The organism is Maribacter aestuarii, assembly GCF_027474845.2.
Classification (GTDB): domain Bacteria; phylum Bacteroidota; class Bacteroidia; order Flavobacteriales; family Flavobacteriaceae; genus Maribacter; species Maribacter aestuarii.
The window spans coordinates 1,173,401-1,194,841 of the sequence record NZ_CP107031.2 but is presented as its reverse complement, the minus strand read 5'-3'; the positions used below and the strand labels follow the sequence as shown (position 1 = coordinate 1,194,841).

General features: G+C 37.0%; 17 protein-coding genes and 1 tRNA gene. 10 read left to right on the top strand and 8 right to left on the bottom strand.

The features are described 5' to 3' along the window. Complete coding sequence (locus N8A89_RS17770) at positions 1-285, top strand: hypothetical protein (RefSeq protein WP_430682085.1); 285 nt, start codon at positions 1-3, stop codon at positions 283-285. A 5-nt stretch (positions 286-290) separates the two neighbouring features. Next, entirely contained in the window at positions 291-1,751 is a 1,461-nt protein-coding gene (locus tag N8A89_RS05475; RefSeq protein WP_281541348.1) for a hypothetical protein, read from the top strand. Between the two features lie 161 nt (positions 1,752-1,912). Here N8A89_RS05475 and N8A89_RS05470 read toward each other — a convergent pair whose 3' ends face one another. The 4 genes from N8A89_RS05470 to N8A89_RS05455 form a co-directional block, all read right to left on the bottom strand. Beyond that, entirely contained in the window at positions 1,913-2,836 is a 924-nt protein-coding gene (locus tag N8A89_RS05470; RefSeq protein WP_281541347.1) for a hypothetical protein, read from the bottom strand. Beyond that, a complete protein-coding gene (locus N8A89_RS05465) occupies positions 2,836-3,126 on the bottom strand; it encodes a helix-turn-helix domain-containing protein (protein ID WP_281541346.1) in 291 nt (96 codons plus the stop codon). The genes N8A89_RS05470 and N8A89_RS05465 overlap by 1 nt, the downstream gene beginning before the upstream one ends. A 71-nt stretch (positions 3,127-3,197) precedes the next feature. Then, entirely contained in the window at positions 3,198-4,136 is a 939-nt protein-coding gene (locus tag N8A89_RS05460) for a hypothetical protein (protein WP_289645040.1), read from the bottom strand. A 553-nt stretch (positions 4,137-4,689) separates the two neighbouring features. Then, positions 4,690-4,762 (bottom strand) — tRNA-Phe (locus tag N8A89_RS05455). Between the two features lie 100 nt (positions 4,763-4,862). Between N8A89_RS05455 and N8A89_RS05450 the strand changes: the two genes are divergently transcribed. The 6 genes from N8A89_RS05450 (at position 4,863) to N8A89_RS05420 (ending at position 12,593) form a co-directional block, all read left to right on the top strand. After that, positions 4,863-5,591 carry a type III pantothenate kinase gene (locus N8A89_RS05450; protein ID WP_281541343.1) on the top strand — a complete coding sequence of 243 codons (729 nt, stop codon included), beginning with the start codon at positions 4,863-4,865 and terminating at the stop codon, positions 5,589-5,591. After that, entirely contained in the window at positions 5,576-6,877 is a 1,302-nt protein-coding gene (gene bamG, locus N8A89_RS05445; protein ID WP_488251364.1) for a BamG family beta-barrel-assembly machinery protein, read from the top strand. The genes N8A89_RS05450 and bamG overlap by 16 nt, the downstream gene beginning before the upstream one ends. A gap of 38 nt (positions 6,878-6,915) precedes the next feature. Next, positions 6,916-8,289 carry a tetratricopeptide repeat protein gene (locus N8A89_RS05440; protein ID WP_281541342.1) on the top strand — a complete coding sequence of 458 codons (1,374 nt, stop codon included), beginning with the start codon at positions 6,916-6,918 and terminating at the stop codon, positions 8,287-8,289. A 147-nt stretch (positions 8,290-8,436) separates the two neighbouring features. After that, positions 8,437-8,898 (top strand): LPS export ABC transporter periplasmic protein LptC, encoded by a 462-nt coding sequence (gene lptC / locus N8A89_RS05435; protein WP_281541341.1) that lies wholly within the window; start codon positions 8,437-8,439, stop codon positions 8,896-8,898. Between the two features lie 198 nt (positions 8,899-9,096). Continuing rightward, entirely contained in the window at positions 9,097-10,383 is a 1,287-nt protein-coding gene (locus N8A89_RS05425) for a hemolysin family protein (RefSeq protein WP_281541340.1), read from the top strand. Positions 10,384-10,475: 92 nt separating this feature from the next. Then, the gene (locus N8A89_RS05420; RefSeq protein WP_281541339.1) at positions 10,476-12,593 is read left to right on the top strand and encodes a peptidylprolyl isomerase; all 2,118 of its coding nucleotides are present in this window, start codon (positions 10,476-10,478) and stop codon (positions 12,591-12,593) included. Positions 12,594-12,643: 50 nt separating this feature from the next. Here N8A89_RS05420 and N8A89_RS05415 read toward each other — a convergent pair whose 3' ends face one another. Next, complete coding sequence (locus N8A89_RS05415) at positions 12,644-13,549, bottom strand: GYDIA family GHMP kinase (protein WP_281541338.1); 906 nt, start codon at positions 13,547-13,549, stop codon at positions 12,644-12,646. Positions 13,550-13,551: 2 nt separating this feature from the next. Beyond that, positions 13,552-14,871 carry a hydroxymethylglutaryl-CoA reductase, degradative gene (locus tag N8A89_RS05410; RefSeq protein ID WP_281541337.1) on the bottom strand — a complete coding sequence of 440 codons (1,320 nt, stop codon included), beginning with the start codon at positions 14,869-14,871 and terminating at the stop codon, positions 13,552-13,554. Positions 14,872-15,088: 217 nt separating this feature from the next. Here N8A89_RS05410 and N8A89_RS05405 point away from each other — a divergent pair, with 217 nt between their 5' ends. Then, positions 15,089-17,254 (top strand): S9 family peptidase, encoded by a 2,166-nt coding sequence (locus tag N8A89_RS05405; protein ID WP_289645037.1) that lies wholly within the window; start codon positions 15,089-15,091, stop codon positions 17,252-17,254. Positions 17,255-17,285: 31 nt separating this feature from the next. Next, complete coding sequence (locus tag N8A89_RS05400; protein WP_289645036.1) at positions 17,286-18,815, top strand: peptide MFS transporter; 1,530 nt, start codon at positions 17,286-17,288, stop codon at positions 18,813-18,815. Here the strand turns inward: N8A89_RS05400 and N8A89_RS05395 are convergent. After that, entirely contained in the window at positions 18,812-20,824 is a 2,013-nt protein-coding gene (locus tag N8A89_RS05395; RefSeq protein WP_289645035.1) for a ComEC/Rec2 family competence protein, read from the bottom strand. The genes N8A89_RS05400 and N8A89_RS05395 overlap by 4 nt on opposite strands. Continuing rightward, the gene (locus N8A89_RS05390; protein ID WP_281541336.1) at positions 20,825-21,391 is read right to left on the bottom strand and encodes a C40 family peptidase; all 567 of its coding nucleotides are present in this window, start codon (positions 21,389-21,391) and stop codon (positions 20,825-20,827) included. Between the last annotated feature and the right edge of the window lie 50 nt (positions 21,392-21,441).

Genomic DNA, 21,441 nt, shown 5'->3' with positions numbered 1-21,441 from the left:
ATGGGAGGAAGGCATGATTGCAAAAATGATGAGAAACCAACGCCCTTCGATTTTAATCATGGCTATGAATACTGCGATGCTTCACGACCATGGAGGACAGTTATGAGCTATTCGAATTGTAGGAGTAAAAGAATTCCATATTGGTCAAATCCTAACGTAACCTATAAAAGTATACCCATGGGGAATGTTGATATAAGTCGTTCGTGTAAAAGTAACAATTCGAAATTGCTGAATAGAGCATCTTTAACAGTTGCAAACTTCAGAGTAAAACAATTATTAGAATAGAGATTATGGAAATAAGAAACTTACTTACTGTAATAATGATTTTCACATTTGTCCATTCCTACTCTCAACAAAAAAAAGATGTAAAACAAAAGTCAGAAGTCGAAAATATAGAAAAGGGAACAGCAAATACTCCAAAGGAGAAAGAAATTGAGGCTCAAATAGAACTAGTATACGACAAGGATAAGAAGCAATTAAAATTAAACAAAGAAAATGATGATAATGAAGAACCAAAATTTCAAAGGAGTCTCGAACTGAAAAAAGGTAAGATATATCAAGTCTTCATTAAGGGGTTAAATACTGCCGTAATAAATTCAAAAATAGAATTTAAGCCTTTTGTCTTTTCATCAAAAACTCCAGAAATCATTAAGCCTATCTTTATTGGGATTACTGAATCAGGGGAGCTAGAAAGTAAATCATCCACAATGGATGAGGGCAAGGATAGTGACCCAGACTATAACACAATTAAATATTTGAAGGCTATTTATAAAGGAGCACTGGACAATTATACATCTTTGGTCTTTTTAAAGAAGAAATCAGACTCTTTGTATAATGAAACCATTTACTCGTCTGAGAATGGTATTGCAAAAAACATGTATAAGAACGTTTTGGAGAAGTTTGGTGTTTTGAAAGAAGCCGATGGAGATTCTCTTAATTATAAGTTGATTAAAGAAAATGACTATCTAGAGTCCCTGAATAACAAAATTATTGAATATCAGAAATACATTGAGTCTAGCAAATCTTTATTTTATTCTTATTTAGAAAAACTAAAACAGCCAAATTCAGATATACTAGAGCCATATTCTCAATTAGTTTTTTTAGCTGAAGAAATGGGTAAAAAGGATTTTCGTAAATACTCAAACTTCATCCATAAATCTCAGACTTCTGAAAATAAAACAAAGTCAATAAAATTTAGTCCTTCAAAAGATGGTGTAGACATCGACATAACTTTGATTAATACTTATGTTAATGACACTCTATTTAAAAAACCTTTTTCCGTTTATTCTTCAGGTGGGTTAAGTTTTGATTTTACTACTGGATTTTTCTATTCAGATTTAGTGGAGCGGTCTTATTTTCTTATGGGGAGAGAAGGAGATACAACTAGAACTAATATAATTGAAGAAGATACGAGAGATTTTGATGTTTCCTTTGGGGCTTTAGGGCACGTATCATATAAATTTGCTAGTTCGTTTAAAGCAGGATTAAGCATGGGGGCTACATTGTCTCCATTAGACGGTAAAACAAGATATCTAATCGGTGGCAGCTTCATTTTTGGCAGGAAAAATCAAGTAGCCTTAAATGTGGGAATGAGTCTTGCAAAAATAAAAATACTATCAGGTTCTGTAGATATGGATTCTGAAGGGTTATTTGTTCCTGCTTCGGTTACTGCTATTCCAACTTTTGAAAAGATTGAGAGAGGATTTTATTTAGGAGCTACATACAATTTGTCAGTTACTAAGAAACGTTAGAAATGAGTTGTGTGATTCTGTAATGTTCTTTAATTTTTTTAAAATTATATGGTTTTTTTGTTTTTGAATTTTGAGTTAGATAATTAATATAAGCTGTGAAAAATAGTGTTGTAAGGGAAGAATTGTAAACTATATAACTACTTACAATTCCCCTCTTTATACTAAGCAACATTTTTAAATATTGCACAATCGCAATTCATTAGTTCTTTGTATTTAAATTTTAATTGGACTTTCAACATAGTTTTTGTTTTAAGTAGGTTGTGTTTTTTTAAAACTTTATGGAAATCTTCTTTACACCTACTTCTAAATTTATAAGATTCAGCATTTTTCAACTCTTTCCAATAAGATGAGCTAATGCCATTTTGAAAAAGTATCATTTCGTCTATTCTGTTGAGATTTTTTATACTCAGAGCGTCAACTATTAGAAGTTTATCGAAATGCTCTAAAAGCTTCTCAAATAGCCGCTTAAACCTATTCTTGTCCAAATCATTTAGGGAGTAGATGCTAAAATGTTTTTTTAAATACCTCGCCCCAGTTATTTTTAGCTCCACCCTGAGTATGTTTCTATTTTTTAAAGAGTTTTGTTTCGATTTATTGTAGATTTTCAGGCTGTAGTCAGTTGTTTTAAATTCTAGATAATCTCCTTTACCATAAAACTTCTCATTTCTATTAGGGGGTTTGAAGTCATACATTAAAATATAATTGTCAATGAGTTTTTGAGGATTTATATCGATGTCAATGTTTAACCCAAATTCCAAATTAGTTATGTGAGTTTCTTCATCGTTTATATGAAATGTATTTTGCAAATTGTTTATCGCATATTTGAAATCACAATAGCTAAAATCATTAAAATTTTGCTCTCCATAATCTTCTATAACATTAAAATATTTATGAATACTCCCTTTTAGAGTGGCTCGATTTTCAGTAATTTCAATAAACATATTTTTATAATATGCTGTTCGCTTATCTAAAATTTCTCCAGTTTTAGAGTTAATGCATATTCTTAAATCCACGTTATTTGAATCTTCTATATTCTTTACGGCTAACTCCCTGTTAGTTAGAAAGTACTTTATTAAATCTACCATTATCCCGCATTGTTTAAAAAGTTAAACAATTCAGCTCTGGAGTAATAAACTCGACTTCCAACCTTTTTAGCTGGCAAGGTGCCATTTTTGCGGTATTTCCATAAGGTTGTCTTGCTGAGACCTAAGAGGTCTGTAACTTCATCTACAGAAAGTATCTCTTTTTCTTTTTCTGATGGTTTGGAGTGATTGTACTCCCTAATAACTTTAAACTGTTCGGAAATACAACTTGTAATTAGCTTTGATAAATCATCCATTGACAGATTTATCATTTGAAAACTTTGTTCTCTCATTTTTTCTTGCTTTTATAATTTTATAGTGCAAGATTAGCTGACAGAACACACCTGTTAGAAACGAAAACGTACTATCTGGGTTCGCTTTGTTGTCTGGTAAGATTGTAGAGGTCAATTTTTTTTTGAGGAGAGCAATTATTGAGAGTTTTTAATTTTTCCAAGTTTACTTGATAGTTGGAAAATATAAATTCTCGAAACTCTCTTTCTTGTACGTTTTCATAAAGATACTTGTCCCGTTGTAAGATTCTGAAAACAAAGCTATAATCAGCTAATTCTGTTCTTTGAGTAGTACATATATTGTCTTTTAGATTATCAAATAAGACATAAGAATTATAGTCCTTAAATATTCTTGGAAATGGGTTTGTTTTTGAAATTACTTTCGTTTCTATATCTTCAAAAGATTGAGATACTATGAAGGCGGCAAAATCGATATAAATTTTTTCTAAAATTCTTTTTAAATCAACTCCTAAACAGAAGAGTAACAATTTATATGGATACGATTTAATAACTATAGTTTTATCATCTGTATATTCATGACAAACCATCTTATTAGTAAATTCAATTTCAAATTCTCTAGCTATTAGCTTCTGTTCTTCAATTTCCTTATAACTAAAGTCGTTTCTCTTGGTAGTTTTAGAAATTATGTCTAAGAGCTTCTTAATATTATTAATAGTGGTGTTGAGTTTTGATTTTTTTTCAATATCGGTTGAGCTACTATTTTCAAAAAAGTACTTATTAAAAATAAAAACTTCCTTAGTGCTTATAAAAGTGTCATAAAACTGCCCTCCAAAGTGAAATGGCAACATATACTTCATAAAATAATCTTCCTTTTCTAAGTATTCTTCATTATAGGTGGACAACGAATAATTGTCTAGACTAAAATGTAGAGTTAAGCTTGCCAACCTAAATTCATCTCCTGTAAGGTAAATAAAATAGTCTAAAGCTTCTCTTGGATTATTTAAATCTACTGCTCCGTAATCTTTTATGTCTAATACTTTGTTTACTTTCAAATTTTCGCTTTAAAAAAGGGGGAGAGCTTGTGTGTTAACCTACCCTTAAACCATGTAAATATATCAATTTTGGCATGTTAGAATATAGCCGTTTTCCCCGCTTTTTAAATCTATGCGCCCGTATACCTTTTTTGTAGGGTGTCGATAGTTTACCTTGGCATCAATTTATGTTAGAAAACTTGTCTCTATTAGGTGATTTGACCAAAATGATTATTTATTCTTAAAAAGAGCCTTTTTATAAGTATGTAGTTTGGGTGCTATACACCAGTATGCGGTTTTTTTCGGTTTCTTCTAAAAATTATTTTCTATCCCCTGTCTCATACTACCATAGGTATAATTGGCATAAAAACGTTCATTTTTGACCATATCCCCTATGTGAAATTTGAGGTTTTTTAATTTTTGACTAGGAAAAAGGATAAAATACTCTAGTGTAAACTTGAATTAAACAGGATTTAGATAGGTTAAAAATGGAAATGTCGCCCCTCGTGTTGTCCCTTTAAAAAACAAGAAAACCGCAATATCTTGTATGTCAGATATATGCGGTTTTTCTATGTGGTGCCTCCAGGAATCGAACCAGGGACACATGGATTTTCAGTCCATTGCTCTACCAACTGAGCTAAGGCACCATGCCGTTAAGCGGCTGCAAATATAATTTCAAATTTAGGATATCCAAACAAAAAAGGGAAAAAAGGCTGCTGTTTTTTACTTATTTATAATCTTTGTACCATGAACCTAATCATAGACGCCGGCAACACAAAAATTAAACTGGCCATCTTTCGGAAAAAAACGCTAGTTCACGATGAAGCTGTGGACCAAAATACTTTTTTAGATGCTGTTAAGAATATTTTCAAGAGATACCCCAATATCAACCGAGCTATTGTCTCTAATGTAGGGATTCTGGCGGAGGAAAATGTAAAGGTGATTTCGGTTTTTTGTAAGGTTCACTCATTATCGAGTCAGTCCAAAATACCCTATAAAAACTCCTATACTTCTCCGCAAACCTTGGGGGTTGATCGTATGGCGCTGGTAACTGCCGCTTATTACAGGGCTCCACATAGCAACACTCTTGTTATAGATGCAGGTAGTTGTATCACATATGATATCATCAACGATTTTGACGAGTACTTGGGCGGGGCAATTTCTCCGGGCATTCAGATGAGGTACACTGCAATGCATGAACATACCGCAAACCTTCCAAGCCTCCAAAAGAAAGAGGTATTGGATTATATTGGTAATTCTACGGAAAACTGTATGCATAGCGGTGTCATTAATGGCATTACCAATGAGATTGATGGGGTTATCAACCAATACAAATCTCGTTTTAAAGATTTAACAGTTATTTTAACAGGGGGCGATGCTCAATTTTTGTCTAAACGACTAAAAAATACCATCTTTGCGGATTCCAAATTCCTCTTGAAAGGACTTAATTATTTGCTGGAATACAACAAGCATTAGATGATCAAAAAATTGTAATTGCAATTGTATGCTTTTCCTATATGGGTGCGTACGCTCAGGATGGTACAATTTCTCCCTATTCCTTTTTTGGCATTGGTGATTTAAGAAATACCAGTACAGTAGAAAATCAAATGATGGGGAGTATTGGAGTCTATGCCGATAGTATCCATATAAATTTGCAAAACCCTGCTTCCTATGGGGAATTGGGGTTAAAGGCCTTAGAAAAGGTTGGTCTGGTTACGTACACTGCAGGTATCTCCAACAAACAAATTCGACTTAAGAGTTTTACGGAGGAGCAAAATAGTTCAATTACTAATTTGGATTATGTAGCCCTTGGTTTTAGCCTTGGAAAAGGTCTTGGTATGGGCTTTGGCCTGATGCCCTATTCATCCGTAGGATATAATTTAGTAGATGAAAGAACTGCTAATGGCCAGGCGTTGACCAATGTTTTCAACGGTTCTGGGGGGTTAAATAAGGTATATTATTCGGTTGGATACGAATTTCTGAAAGATTTAAGTATAGGAGTTACTGCAAATTTCAATTTTGGGAATTTAGAGAGTGAGCGTCTACAGCAGCAAGAAGATTTACAGTTTGGTACGTTCGATAGAAGAAATTCTAAAGTAAACGGGTTTGATTTTAACTACGCTTTAAACTATAGTCCCATTATTAAGGAAAAGTACAGGCTACATAGTTCTATAAGAGTAAATACCCAAGGAAACCTGGTTTCTGAGAATGAACGACAGGTTGGTTCTTTTTCCTTGGCCACGGGGGGCAATATTGAAGAAATAGATGTGAACCTCGATTCCCAGAACCTTAGGAATACCGAATTTAAAATCCCTACGACCACGACCTTAGGAATAGGTTACGGGGAAGATTATAAATGGTTCATTGGTGGGGAGTATAGTTTTCAAGGATTAAGTTCTTTTGAAAATACCTTTTTAGGAGCGGATAACATTGAATATAAAGACGCTAGCTCTTTTGCGCTGGGAGGGTTTTTTACGCCAGACCACACTTCTTTTACGAGCTATTTTAAAAGAATTACGTATCGTGCCGGGCTTAGATTGGATAAGAGCGGAATGGTCGTCAATGATGTTGATATAAATAACTTTGGCATAACTTTTGGTTTAGGGTTACCGCTGGGCCGAAGTTATTCCAATCTTAATCTTGGTTTTGAACTAGGAAGGCGTGGAACAACAAGGGCCAATCTCATAGAAGAGAGTTATTTAAAAATCAACGTTGGTTTATCATTGAATGACCGTTGGTTTGTAAAAAGGAAAATAAATTAATAAAAATTTAGTACATTAACCACTTTAAAATTAGCAAGATGAAAACGAAACTTTACTTCACGGCAGTTATGTTCTTAGGAATGATGGGGGTAAGTAATGCTCAGGCGCAAAATCCTGAATGTATGACCAATCTTTCCATATTTTCGGAACACGCCAAGGTTAAAAATTATGAAGCGGCTTACGAGCCTTGGAAAATGGTTTATGAAACATGTCCACAATTGAACAACGCCATCTACGTTTACGGTGAGCGTATTCTAAAGGACAAAGTTGATAAGGCAACAGGTGCGGACAAGGAGAAATTTACCACTGAATTAATGGGATTGTATGACAATAAGATGAAGCATTTTGCTTCTAAAACTAATTATGCAGAAACTGAAATCGATAAGGCCTTGGTAATGTACGATAACAAAATGGCGGACGACGCCAAGATGTATCAAATGATGGATGATGCTTTCACGAAGGATGCTGAAAACTTTACTAACCCCAAAGCTTTATATATTTATTTTTCTAGCCTGGTGGATTTATATAATGATGGGAAAAAAGATTTACAGGAAGTTTTTGATGTGTACGATGCGGTAACGGATAAAATTCAGGTAGAAAATGATGGAATCACTAAGAAAATTGCGGTATTACTTCCAAAGGAGGAAGCAGGTACGTTAACATCCAAAGAAAAACGACTTTTAAAATCCTATAACTCTTATTCTGAGAATTATGGTAAAATTGAGGGAAGTATCGATTCCAAATTAGGTCCTTTGGCTGACTGTAGTAACTTAATACCATTATACGAAAAAAGTTTTGAAGAGAAGAAAAGCGATGTAGTTTGGGTAAAAAGAGCAGTAGGACTTATGTTCAACAAGGAATGTACGGACGACCCAATGTTCCAAAAGCTTTTTGAAGCACAATTAGCGTTAGACCCCTCGGCAGATGCCTACGTTTATGGTGGTACCTTAAAAATGAAAGGTGGTGACTCTAGCGGAGCGATGGCAGATTTTGATAAGGCATTGACTTTGGAAACGGATAACATCAAAAAATCCAAAATTGCGTACAAAGTTGCCGTAATCAATAAAAGAAAAGGAAGCAAGTCCACCGCAAGAAGTTATGCCCAGAAAGCTATTGATGCCAACCCGGCTAACGGTAGGGCTTATTTATTGATTGCTAACCTCTACGCAACAAGTGCCAATGATTGTGGTAGCACTCCGTTTGAAAAACGTGCCATGTATTGGAAGGCTGCCGATATGGCTAGACGGGCCGGTAGAGTAGACCCCTCTTTAAGCAGTTCTGCTAGTCAATCAGCTGCTAGTTACAACGCCAAGGCTCCTACTAAAGAGATGATCTTTAGTTCTGGAATGGCCGGTAAAACAGTTTCTTTCTCCTGTTGGGTAGGGGGAAGCGTAAAAGTTCCTACTTTGTAAAATGATAAAACCTTTTTCAGATACACTAAAAGGCATTGCCATGGTATTTTCCATAGCAATGCTTTTTTTTCTTGTAAGGATGGTTACCAACGTGTAGGTGAGGAAGCGCAGAAGAAAATTTATCCGCAAGGCGTAGCCGAGAACTTTGTGCTTACTTATACCGAAACACCTGAAAAAATAAACTCGGAAGGTGTAGGTTCGTCCAAAGTACTTGCTGTACTTTCAGGACCGTTACGCAATGATTTCGAAAACTTAATATTTCCCTATCAAACTTTTCCAAAAGGACTATTAATTGAAATTTTCAACGAAAAAAATGAAAAGACCACTATTGAAGCCGATTATGGAATATATTACGCCGCTACCGCGCTAGTGGACCTTCAGGGCAATGTTGTGATTAAAGGACATGATGGTAAAAAATTAGAAGCTCCTCAATTATTTTACGATAGGGGAAATGAATGGGCTTTTACACAGGAGAAGTTTAGGTTTACCAATCCGGAGGATGGAACGGTAATGGATGGGGAAGGAATGGATATAAAAAAAGACCTTAGTTTTTTAAACGCGCATAAAACCTATGGTTTAATGTTAATCAAGGAAGAAATAGATGATTAAAATTTTAAGATATACAGAGTATTTATATTTAATTGTAGCCGTATTTTCCATCTACAGGATTTTTACGGATTGGAATACAGATCGTAATTCGGCCTACCTTTTTATTTTTTTCGCCGTCATATCCACTGCTATGTTCTTTTTTAGAAGAACCTACCGCAAAAAATTTGAGCAACGCCAAAAGGATAACCAAAACTAACTTTGGAAAGTCCAACCATAATTATTGTATTGTCGCTTCTTTTTTCTGCATTTTTCTCGGGGATGGAAATAGCCTTTATTTCTGCCAATAAAATTCATATCGAAATAGAGAAAAAGCAGGAGGGATTTTTGGCTAAAGTGCTTACTAGGTTAACTCGGAAACCCTCAAAATTTATTGCCACTATGTTAATCGGCAATAATATTGCTCTGGTTATTTATGGTCTATTTATGGGGGAAGTCCTCATGCAGTGGTTTGGTACCATGGACTATTCCAATACTTTTCTTAGGCTCATGTTTACCGATTTTAGTCTTCTGACCCAAACGCTCATTTCCACCTTTGTAATTTTAATAACAGCCGAGTTTCTGCCAAAAGTGCTTTTTCAGATTTATGCCAACAGTCTATTAAAGTTACTGGCCATACCCGCTTATTTGTTCTATGCCCTTTTTTCGCTTATTTCGGATTTTATCATATGGATTTCAGATTTCATACTGAAACACCTATTTGGCACATCGGGTGACGAGGTGCAATTGGCCTTTAGTAAAATAGAGCTCGGGGATTACATCACGGAACAGATGGAAACGGTTGAAAAGGAAGATGAAATTGATACGGAAATACAAATCTTCCAAAACGCATTGGAATTCGCGGCTGTAAAAGCACGGGAGGTTATGGTGCCACGTACGGAAATCGTTGCAGTAGAAATGCACGAGACCCCAAAGAACCTTGCAAAACTTTTTACGGAGACCGGTTTTTCCAAAATCTTGGTATACAACGACACTGTTGATAATATCATTGGTTACATTCACTCTTACGAACTATTTAAAAAACCAAAAACAATCAAAAGTATTCTACTTCCGGTGGAGTTTGTTCCCGAAACGATGCTCATTCAGGACATATTGAATGTTCTGATCAAGAAACGAAAAAGTATGGCCGTTGTCCTGGACGAATACGGAGGCACTTCTGGACTCATGACGGTGGAGGATATCGTAGAGGAGCTTTTTGGTGAAATAGAGGACGAACATGATAGTACCGATCTTAGAGAAGAGCAAATAGACGATACCCACTATCTCTTTTCGGCAAGATTGGAAGTAGATTATATTAATGAAAATTACAAGTTAAATCTGCCTACTACGGATGATTACGAGACCTTGGGTGGTATGTTGGTTCATCGAATGGGTGAGATCCCTGAGAAGGAATCGGAAATTCAATTAGAGAATTTTAAGTTTACAGTTTTAGAGGTTTCCAGTACAAAAATTGACATGGTTGCCTTGGAGGTTTTATCGGAAGATTAGCCCTTTTCCAATCCCTTTTTCCTTAAGTTTTAGTTTTTATTATTTCAATTAAAAATGGTAATTTCGCCAACTGATTTAATTATACCTTTAAGATGGCAGTTTTACAAAATATAAGAAAACGTACCACAGTTTTGATTCTTATCATCGGTTTGGCACTTTTTGCATTCGTAATTTCCGGTGTTTTTACCAGTAGTAACTTTGGTGGGGAAAAAGTAGGTTCTTCCGTTGCGGAGATTAATGGAAATGAAATTTCTATTGATGAATTCAGGCAAAAAGTAGAAACTGCTTCCAGAAGAATGGGTCCTACGGTCTCTTCTATGCAATTGACGAACCAAGTTTGGGAAAGAGAGGTACGGAATACCATTCTGGGAGAGCAGTTTGAAGAACTGGGTATAGGAATAGAACAAGACCAGATTATAGATTTTCTAAAGACAACCGGTTACGCGCAGAATCCGGAATTCCAGAATGAAAACGGAATTTTCGACCCCAATCGTTTTAAACAAACAGTTGCGGATTGGAAAGCGAATAATCCGGCACAGTATGATGTTTGGTTACAAACAGAAGAAGAAATTATTCAGTTGGCCAAAGAACAGACTTATTTTAATTTGGTAAAAGCGGGTGTTGGAGCCACACTTAAAGAAGGGGAGCTGGATTACAAGCTAGCGAACGAGAAAATGGATATCAAATATGTACGAGTTCCATACACCGCTATACCCGACAGTACGATTACAGTGACCAAAAGTGAAATATCCGACTATGTAAGTAAGCATAAAGAAGAGTTTAAGCAAGAACCTGCCCGTGATTTACAATATGTCTATTTTGAGGAAAGTCCATCCGAAGCTGATGATGCTGCCGTTAAGGAAGAGATTACCGCCTTATTGGACGATACCGTGGAATACAATGCCCAGACTGATCGTAACGATACTATAAAGGGATTTAGGAATACCACAAACATGGTTGCGTTTTTAGACCGATATTCGGATACGAAATTTGATACTATCTACAAGGCTAAAAAGAATCTTCCACCAAGCATTGCGGATACCCTGATGACCTTAAACGTGGGTGAAATATATGGCCCCTATAAAGAAGGTGGGTCGTACAAGATTTCCAAAATGATGGATAGGCAACCTAATGGCTCTGTAAAAGCCAGTCATATTCTTTTAACATACGAAGGAGCGACTAGGGCTAATCCGGAAATTAAAAGAACTAAAGAAGAAGCTGAAGCTAAGGCTAAGGAACTTTTGAAAGAAGCCAAAAAGTCTGGGGTTGTGTTTTCAGAGTTGGCCCGGGATAACTCTGATGGACCTTCCGCTCCAAATGGTGGAGATTTGGGATATTTTCAAGAAGGGGTAATGGTTCCTAAATTCAATGATTTTGCATTTAATAATAGTGTAGGTTCTATCGGATTAGTGGAAACGGAATTTGGATTTCATGTAATTAAGGTTGACGATAAAGAGGATATTGTGCAATTGGCTACGTTGTCTAGGGAGATTGTTCCCTCCGAGGAAACCATTAATACGTTATTTACCGATGCCACGAAATTTGAGATGGAAACTATTGATGATAATAGCGCTTTCTCGGATATAGCGAAGAAAAACGAGTATACGGTACGACCAGTGAACAAATTGAAGGAACTGGATGAAAACCTTCCTGGCTTAGGAGTACAGCGTAATATTGTACAGTGGGCTTTTAACGGCGACACGGAAGTAGGCGACATAAAGCGATTCAATATCAATAATGGATACGCTGTGGTACAATTAACCGGAAGTTATGACGAAGGCCTCATGAGTGCCGAAGATGCATCACCCACAGTTTTGCCAATCATCAGAAAAGAGCGTAAAGCGGCTACGATTATTGCTGCCAACAAAGGAAAGTCCATGGATGCCATAGCAAAGGATAATAACTCAACTGTGTCCACGGCATCGGCATTGACGGTAAAGTCACCGACCATTCCGGGAGCTGGTAATGAACCTGCGGTTGTAGGGACCGCTTACGGCATGAACCAAGGCGAAACATCCGACTTGATTGAAGGGAATACTGGGGTTTTCAAAATAGAAATCGTAAAACGTACGGAAGCGCCAAAATTGGATAATTATAGCACGTACGCCAATACTTTAAAAAGTAACGCGGCGAACAGTGTGAATACTGCCGTTTATAATGCGTTGAAAGAAGCGGCTGAAATCAAGGACAAAAGGGCGACCTTTTATTAATTCCTAGATTCTTAAAGCATAAAAAAGCCTCTATTTAATATAGGCTTTTTTTATAAAATCATCTCAGCATATGGGATTACCGTACTAAACCCTTTTTCCTTAAAATAACTAGGGGTTTCATCATCTCCCGTGACCATAATAAAATCACCGCCCCAGGCCCCCAAGCTTTTAACAACTCCTTTATAATCAGGGAATAAGCGTTCTTGAATCGGAATCAATCCAATAGCTTTGGAAATCAATTTTTCATGAAGTTTAAGTAATTTCTCAAACTCGTTCAAAGAACTACAGGCGACGAGTTTTTCTGTTACATTGGATATCTTATTGATTAGCTCCTCCTTATCAATTTTTAAATTTGAATAATGCTGGATAGCATCCCGACTATTTTGTTTTCGATTTAAATGAACAAAATATAATTCGTTACTAAATGATGGTTTAAAATTTACTTCCTGGACGAGGGGAAGAGACTTACTTATCTGATATAGTACAGGAAGTTTGTGCTGAGCACAGGCTATATCATAGCCACTTCCTCCAAAGGTAGCACTCAACAACCTATAGGCATTGACCTTGCCCCAATTGGCAATGTTATTCAACAGAGTGGAAGAGGAGCCTAAGCCCCAATCTCTTGGAAACGTCAGTTGGGCTGCAACCTGGTAACCTTGGTTGGTTGTCAAAAAGGCCGGGTTCAACCGTTTTGTTTCAGCTAAAATCTGAATTAACCTATTGGAAATTTCAGGATCACTGGTTTCAGTAACTTTGAACGGACTTAAACTATAACGCGCTTCAAACCAGACCTTGGATTCATGATCTAAACTTACCCAATGCAATGCTCGTGAATCGCTTTTTTCAACCTTTAACTGCTGGCCGAATTTTGTGGGAAGCCCAAGCCCTAATGCACCGTCCAAAATGGCATATTCGCCAGAAAGCAATAATTTTCCGTGACTATAAAATTTTTGCATCGTTATCGGTTCCTTAAACTCGTCAGCAAATCTTCAACTGTTCTATGGGATACCGTATTGTTCTTAAAATGTTCAACGGCAAGGATTTTTTCTTCTTCGGTAGCTTCCTGTTGATTTAAAATGTTCATAAGGTGCATTTTCATGTGGCCTTTTTGAATCCCCGTGGTAACCAGAGAACTCAAAGCTGCGAAGTTTTGAGCCAATCCTGCTACGGCCATAATCTGCATTAATTCTGGAGCTGATGGGTTTTGAAGAATTTCCAGATTCAACTTGACTAAGGGGTGCAATTTGGTGAGTCCACCAACCGTACCTAAGGCCAGCGGCACTTCTATCCAAAACTTGAAGATACCATTCTTCACTTCGGCATGGGTGAGGCTTGTGTAATTACCGTCTTTAGAGGCATAAGCATGTACACCAGCCTCTATGGCCCTAAAATCATTACCCGTTGCTAGCACAACGGCATCTATACCGTTCATAATTCCTTTATTGTGGGTTACTGCCCGGTAGGGTTCTTTTTTCGCAATGTCCACCGCTCTTACCATCTTCTCAGCAAATAAGGCGGGGGATATTTTAGACGAAATTTCCAATTCCTCCACGGGACAGCTAACTTCTGCCCTTACGGTACAATTGGGAACATAATTGGAAAGGATGCTCATCACCACTTCAATCTCTTTTTCTTTTTCAGAAAATGGTATGTATTGAAGGGCCTCCATTTTTAGGGTCGTGGCAAACTGTTCCAAACAGCTATTGATGAAATTTGCCCCCATGGCATCCTTCGTCTCGAACGTACAATACAGTTGATAATAGTCTGGTAATTCCTTGGTTTTGTTCCGTAGTTCTACTTTAGAAATACCACCCCCTCTTTTATTCATACTTTCTGTGAGGGAAGCGGTCGCCTCGAATAGTTTTGGCTTTACTAACTCAAAAAATTGTTTCAATTTTTCATAATCCCCCTTAAAAATGAAATGGACTTGTCCTACTTTTTCAGTGCCTTGGACCTGAGCCTTGAATCCACCTTTTTTTAACCAGAATTTTGCTGCTTTGCTGGCCGCCGCTACCACCGAACTCTCTTCAATAGCCATGGGTACGGCATACAATTTTCCATTGATCAAGAAATTGGGCGCAATGCCTAAGGGCATGTATAGGTTGGTCAAGGTGTTCTCTATGAACTCATCATGAAGCTGTTGCAATTTGATGCCGGAGTTCCAATAGGTTTCAAGAATTTTCTTGGACTCTTTGGGGTTTGAGGTGTAATTGGAGACTACCCAATCTATTTTTTCTGCTTTGGAGAGTTTTGAAAAACCACCTATTGGTTTTATCATAAATTCGATTTTTTTGGATACTATTTACCGCTATTACTAACGATATGGCTCAATTTATAGTTGTGGATTAGGTATCCCGAAGTAAAGATAAGGATATTGACTTGATTGGAAATAGACCCCACGCATTCCAAACAACTTCTTTCTTTTTTCAATGCATTCCGTGGTTTTTTACCGAAATAGTGGTAAACTTGAAAGATTTAAAAATTTGACATTTTTTATGAGGAAAATATTCATTTTGGCTGTTTTTGCAGTATGTTTTCAATCTTACATTACCGCTCAAAAAAAGCAGATTACCGTTGAAGCGATTTATGAAGGAGAGTTCAATACCGAAGGTTTGGAGGTGCTGCGTTCAATGAAAAACGGTAGACAGTATACCGTACTAAATACAAATAAAGCTACCGGTGCAGTTTCCATAGATAGTTATGATTACGAGACTTTAGAAAAAACCGGAACTTTGGTGTCAACTGCAAACTTACCTGATATTTCTAGTTTTACATCGTACCAGTTTAGTGATGACGAATCAAAAATTTTACTGGCAACAGAAATGGAATCTATCTTTAGACGATCTACGCTGGGTATCTTTTATGTTTATGATGTCAATTCGAAAGAACTTATAAAAGTAAGCGATTCTAAAATCCAAGAACCTACACTATCCTCAAACGGACAGAAAGTGGCCTATGTTTTGGATAACAATCTTTTTCTGATGGATTTAACTACTGCCAATACCCAACAGATTACGAGTAATGGTGAAAAGAATAGGATTATCAATGGGGTAACCGATTGGGTTTATGAAGAAGAATTTGCGTTCGTACGTGCCTTTGAGTGGAATTCAGATGGTTCCAAAATCGCTTTTTTACGATTTGACGAAACCAACGTACCACAATTTTCTATGGATGTGTACGGAACGGAAAAGTATCCAAGTCAATATGTGTTCAAATACCCAAAAGCGGGGGAGGAGAATGCCAAAGTAAGCTTGCATTTATACGATGTATCTTCAGAAGCAATCTCAAATATTAATTTGGGAGAGTCCTATTACATCCCAAGAATAAAATGGATGAATGACGCCAACGTCTTAAGTGTGCAGACGATTAATCGCCATCAGAACCATTTAAAGTTGCAAATGGTGGACGCAAGAAATAATATGGTTTCCCTGCTGTTGGAGGAAAGAGATGCTGCTTATGTGGATATTACGGACAACCTCACTTTTTTGGCGGATGATAGTTTCATCTGGACCAGTGAGAAAGATGGCTGGAACCATCTTTATTTGTACGATTCCAGTGGAAAACTAATGAATCAAATTACTAAGGGCGATTGGGAAGTGACCAATTATTATGGTTATGATCAGAACGAGGACAAAATATATTATCAGTCTACGGAGAACGGGTCAATAAATCGAGGGGTCTATAGTGTGGAGAGCAATGGGGGAAAGAAAAAATCTCTTGCAGTTGAAAGTGGAAAGAACGAGGCTTCTTTTAGTGCGGACTTTACCTACTTTATCAATACTTTTTCAAATATCCAAACCCCACCAACTTATACCTTACATAAAGCGTTAACTGGAAAAAAGCTAAAGGATATCAAGGATAATTCGACCCTATTGGAGAAGCTTGAAAATTATAAAACAAGTCCTAAAGAATTCTCTACTATAAGGGTCAATGGATACGATTTGAACATGTACATGATCAAGCCGCTGGATTTTGACCCAGGCAATAAGTATCCTTTATTTATGTACCAATATAGTGGTCCAGGTTCCCAAAATGTTTCCAATACTTGGATGAACGATAGGGACTTATGGCATCAAATGTTGGTTTCAGAAGGTTATATCGTCGTCTGTGTAGATGGTAGGGGAACAGGTTTTAAAGGGAGGGACTTTAAAAAAGTTACTTACTTGAACCTTGTGAAATATGAGACCGAGGATCAAATAGCGGCTGCCAAAAAGTTAAGTGAACTGGATTATATCGATGAAAATCGGACCGGTATTTGGGGATGGAGTTTTGGCGGGCACATGGCTACCAACTGTATTCTTAAAGGCAATGATACCTTTGAAATGGCCATAGCAGTAGCACCCGTTACATCTTGGCGTTTCTACGATACAATTTATACGGAGCGGTTTATGCGTACACCAGCCGAGAATCCGGAAGGTTATGATGATAACTCCCCATTCAATTACCCAGAACTACTTAAAGGAGACTATCTATTAGTACACGGTTCAGGAGATGATAATGTTCATGTCCAGAATACAATGCGTATGATAGAAGCATTAGTTCAGGCGAACAAACCGTTCGATTGGGCCATTTATCCGGATAAAAACCATAGTATTAAGGGAGGTAATACCAGAATTCACCTGTTTAATAAGCTTACCAATTTTGTTAAGGAAAAACTATGACCAAAATAAGTTTTAAAAAACCGATACGATTATGACCAATACTAAACCAGCACATCAAAAAGAATTGTTCGGACACCCGGTAGGGTTATTTTATTTGTTCTTTGCCGAGCTATGGGAACGATTTAGTTTCTATGGTATGAGGGCATTGCTAACGCTCTACATGGTAAATGTAATTTTTGAAGCATTAGCAGAGCGCGATTTTGCTACTGCCGCCGTTTATGCATCTTACGGTTCATTGGTTTATGCATCTACAGTCATAGGAGGTCAGATTTCCGATAAAATTCTTGGGATGCGAAATTCCATCTTCCTAGGTGGAATTTTAATGGCAATAGGTCACTTTGTTTTGGCAATAGAGAATAATATGGCATTCTTTTTAGCCCTTGCTCTGATAATTGTGGGTAATGGTTTTTTTAAACCTAACATATCAACTTTCGTAGGAACTTTATATCCATACGGAGATCCAAAAAAGGATTCGGGGTTTACGATTTTTTATATGGGAATAAATATAGGAGGATGGATTGCACCTTTACTCTGTGGATGGCTTGCTTACAAATACGGATGGCACTATGGATTTGGATTAGCGGGAGTTGGTATGATTACAGGGCTTCTATTTTTTTGGAGCGGAATACGGAAAAATGTTTTTGGGGATAGAGGCCTTCCTCCCAACGAGGAAGTAATGAACAAAAAAGTGTTGGGTATAAAACAAGGGGTTCTGATCCCTATCCTAACTGTTTTGTCAGCGCCCATTATCGCCTATTTATTGTCAGCGTATAAATCTCTCGGTCCTGAAGGAAGTTTTTTAGGTGATCAGAATATTGTCAATATAATTTTTAAATTAATTGCAGTAGCTATTCTAATATACCTTGGAAGTATCATGATAAAGGCGACTTTAGATGAACGTAAGAAGCTTTTTGTTGCTGTTCTCATAACATTTTTCATGACAATTTTCTGGGGTTTTCACGAGCTATCGGGGAGTGTCATCACTCTATTTGCCGCTCGTAATGTGGAATTGACAATGATGTCTGCGGCTCAAACCAACTCACTTAATTCCATGTTCATAATTATATTGGCAATTCCTATCTCCATGATGTGGACTTATTTGAGTAAAAAAAATAAAAATCCAAGAACACCTTATAAATTTGGATTGGGTCTCTTATTTGCGGGGATAAGCTTTTACATTCTGGCAATTAGCGGTGCAAGTGCCAATGAAAATGGCCTGGTTCCATTCACTTATTTGCTGTTAATGTATTTTCTTCTTTCTGTTGGAGAACTTTTTATGTCTCCAGTTGGACTATCTAAGATAACCGATTTATCGCCAAAGAGAATCGTCGCCTTTATGATGGGAGTTTGGTTCTTGTCATCTGCATTTGCTTTTCAGGTCGTTGGTTTCATTGGTAAACAGTTGGCCATAGAAAGCACCGATAAAAATATTGGTGGTTTTGATACACTTACCGTTTATACGGATGGTTTTGATTTGATAGCAAAATACTCAATTGGTGCCGGAATTTTAGTGCTCCTTGCCTCACCGTTAATTAAAAAATTAATGGGTAACGTTCACTAGAATTTCTTTTCAAACAAATAAGCTCCCTTTTCGCCTGTATAGTGAAAAGGGATTTTGTTTTTTTTACAAGTCTCTTGCCATCGTTCTACGTAGCTTTTGTAATTACTTCCGTCGGCAATGATTTGTATTGGTCGAGTGTTTCCAAATAGTCTTTCAAGATTCAGTTTTGGGGAATAGGTCAAAAGAATTATTTGACCTGAGCCCTGTTTTGGATATACTCCCAGACTATCAATGACCAACAGCGGTAAACCAAGAACGTCATAACTGTTGGTTAAAGCGCTGTAGTTGACACTATCAATCCGCTCTCCAATCCGGTAATCCGCTATCGCTCTTTCGGAAGCTTTGGAATCACTGGTAAAGACATCTAGCTTTTTTCCGCTCTTATGGAGTAATATCGAATTTTTAGTTTGATGCATAACTAAAACTTCGTTTGTTGAGGAGGCCACATAGTTTTGAAATATGGTCCATGATTGAAATGAAAACAAGGCAATCAAGAAAACAGCTATGCGCTTAAAACTAACTTGCTGCAACATATAAACTAACATGCCGATTACAAAAAAGGCAAGAACCAATTGACCATAATCGAAGGAAATCGATTTGAATATGAAACTTTCCCGATCTGCTACCCAACCTACAATACTGTTCATCCATCCAATCAATTCATTAAAAAGCAGCACTAACCAGTCTGGTAGTAGATTGATAAGGGCCAGAAATATAACCAATATACCAGTCCCTATAATGAAGCCCATCGCAGGCACTATTAAAAGGTTGGAAATAAAGAACAATCCTGGAAATTGATGAAAGTAAAATATGCTGATAGGGAGCACCCCCAACTGGGCTGCAACACTTACCGAAAGTAATTGCCATAAATAGCGTAAAATTTTATTCTTGGGAAACCATAGTTTTTGAAGCAATGGATAAATCCAGACAATAGCAAAAACTGCTGCATAGCTCATTTGAAAACCAACTTGGAACAGCAGATTGGGATTAATGAACAATAGGATAAAGAACATGGACAATGCCAAAATATTAAAGGTGTTGCTAGGCCTGTTCAAGTATAGCGCGTAGGCTACAAAACTGAACATGGTGCAGGCTCGGATAATAGAAGGGGACAAGCCTGCAACAAAGGCAAAACCCCATAAGAGGATTACACTAATGAGTAAAGAGATTGTTCTATTTCTCAAAGGGCGAAGCAGAAACTGGATCAATAAAAGGAGTATCCCAATGTGCAGCCCAGAAACGGCCAATATATGCACGGCACCCGCATTTTTATAATCGTTATAGGTTTCAGCTGAAATATCCGAACGTTCCCCAAGTAATAAGGCTTGAATTATACTTAATTCATCCGCACCAAAATTAGCCTGTTTCAATTTTTTGATGATATAGCCTCTAGCTGCAGCTGCTAAGCCATAAATTGTGCACTCCGGATTTTCATTTTTTATGAAATTTGAATGGTTGAATTTTAATTGGTGGTAAATACCCAGCTTCTTCAAATAACTCTTATAATCAAATTGGTGTGGATTTAAAGGTGGGTTAATGGGTAGAATTTCTGAAAATACCCAAATTTCATCGTCGACTGTCAATGGTTTCTGAGTAGTATCCACCGGTCTGCTCAAAAGTATTTTACCGGTAGTATGGGTGCTATTTAATCCGTTTACTACGGCTACATAACGTTCAGAAAACTGGGTGGGTTTTAATACTTCGGTTATTTTTAGCTGCCACTGCTTCTGTCTTTCTAAAGATAAATTGCTGTAATGGCTACTATGATGTAATGGTTGGGCCTGTATACTTATAAAAATACCTAAGGTAATCGTAGTAAGCGCTGCGATAAACCCATAAAAAGATGAATTACTTTTTGGCTTGGTAAAAAATAGGATGCCAAGAACTACGAAAAAAAATAAAGTGGTTGCTATGGCAATTCGAATATCAAACGGAAAATAGTACCCTAAAAGAATTCCCAGAATAAGAAGTAGCGTTAATTTAATAGGTACGAACGCCAGCAATTTCATTTATAGGATTCTGGTGGCTTTAACAAATGCGTGGTTCCAAAAGCCTTCCCGCAGAGATGATACGGTTACACCGCGTGAAGTAGAAGAATGGATGAATTTAATTTCATCATTCTCTACCTTAACCACCATGCCTACATGGTTGATGCGCTTTGAGCCTTTGCTGGTCTTAAAAAATAGCAAATCCCCTTTTTCTACATCTTTGATTCTTATTTTTTTACCTTCCTCTGCCATATGGATTGAGGTTCTTGGCAGTTTTATATCATGTTCCGCAAATGAAACGTAGAGCAATCCGGAACAATCCATTCCGTTTCTGGTGGTGCCTCCAAATTTATAACGAACGCCTGAAAACGTGAGGGCGGTATTAATTATTCCGTCAGCCTTCGTAAGATGGCCATAGGATGGTGGAGTTTCCGTTGTTTCTTTTTTAACGGGTGTTTCATTTCCCTTTCGCGCATTATCCGCAGCGGCAACGGAAATACTTCTTTCCTTACTGGTCAACTTACTTTTTTTACCGGTACCACAACTTGTAATGGCTATGAACAATAATAAAAAAGATAGTTTGCGCATGAATTTCAAGTGTTGTCTCTACTACTTGAACATCAAAATTATAGAATTAT

Coding starts and splice junctions, on each gene's coding strand:
- N8A89_RS17770 (WP_430682085.1), top strand. CDS start 1: ATGGGAGGAAGGCATGATTGCAAAAATGATGAGAAACCAACGCCCTTC.
- N8A89_RS05475 (WP_281541348.1), top strand. CDS start 291: ATGGAAATAAGAAACTTACTTACTGTAATAATGATTTTCACATTTGTC.
- N8A89_RS05470 (WP_281541347.1), bottom strand. CDS start 2,836: ATGGTAGATTTAATAAAGTACTTTCTAACTAACAGGGAGTTAGCCGTA.
- N8A89_RS05465 (WP_281541346.1), bottom strand. CDS start 3,126: ATGAGAGAACAAAGTTTTCAAATGATAAATCTGTCAATGGATGATTTA.
- N8A89_RS05450 (WP_281541343.1), top strand. CDS start 4,863: ATGAACCTAATCATAGACGCCGGCAACACAAAAATTAAACTGGCCATC.
- N8A89_RS05440 (WP_281541342.1), top strand. CDS start 6,916: ATGAAAACGAAACTTTACTTCACGGCAGTTATGTTCTTAGGAATGATG.
- N8A89_RS05420 (WP_281541339.1), top strand. CDS start 10,476: ATGGCAGTTTTACAAAATATAAGAAAACGTACCACAGTTTTGATTCTT.
- N8A89_RS05415 (WP_281541338.1), bottom strand. CDS start 13,549: ATGCAAAAATTTTATAGTCACGGAAAATTATTGCTTTCTGGCGAATAT.
- N8A89_RS05410 (WP_281541337.1), bottom strand. CDS start 14,871: ATGATAAAACCAATAGGTGGTTTTTCAAAACTCTCCAAAGCAGAAAAA.
- N8A89_RS05405 (WP_289645037.1), top strand. CDS start 15,089: ATGAGGAAAATATTCATTTTGGCTGTTTTTGCAGTATGTTTTCAATCT.
- N8A89_RS05400 (WP_289645036.1), top strand. CDS start 17,286: ATGACCAATACTAAACCAGCACATCAAAAAGAATTGTTCGGACACCCG.
- N8A89_RS05395 (WP_289645035.1), bottom strand. CDS start 20,824: ATGAAATTGCTGGCGTTCGTACCTATTAAATTAACGCTACTTCTTATT.
- N8A89_RS05390 (WP_281541336.1), bottom strand. CDS start 21,391: ATGCGCAAACTATCTTTTTTATTATTGTTCATAGCCATTACAAGTTGT.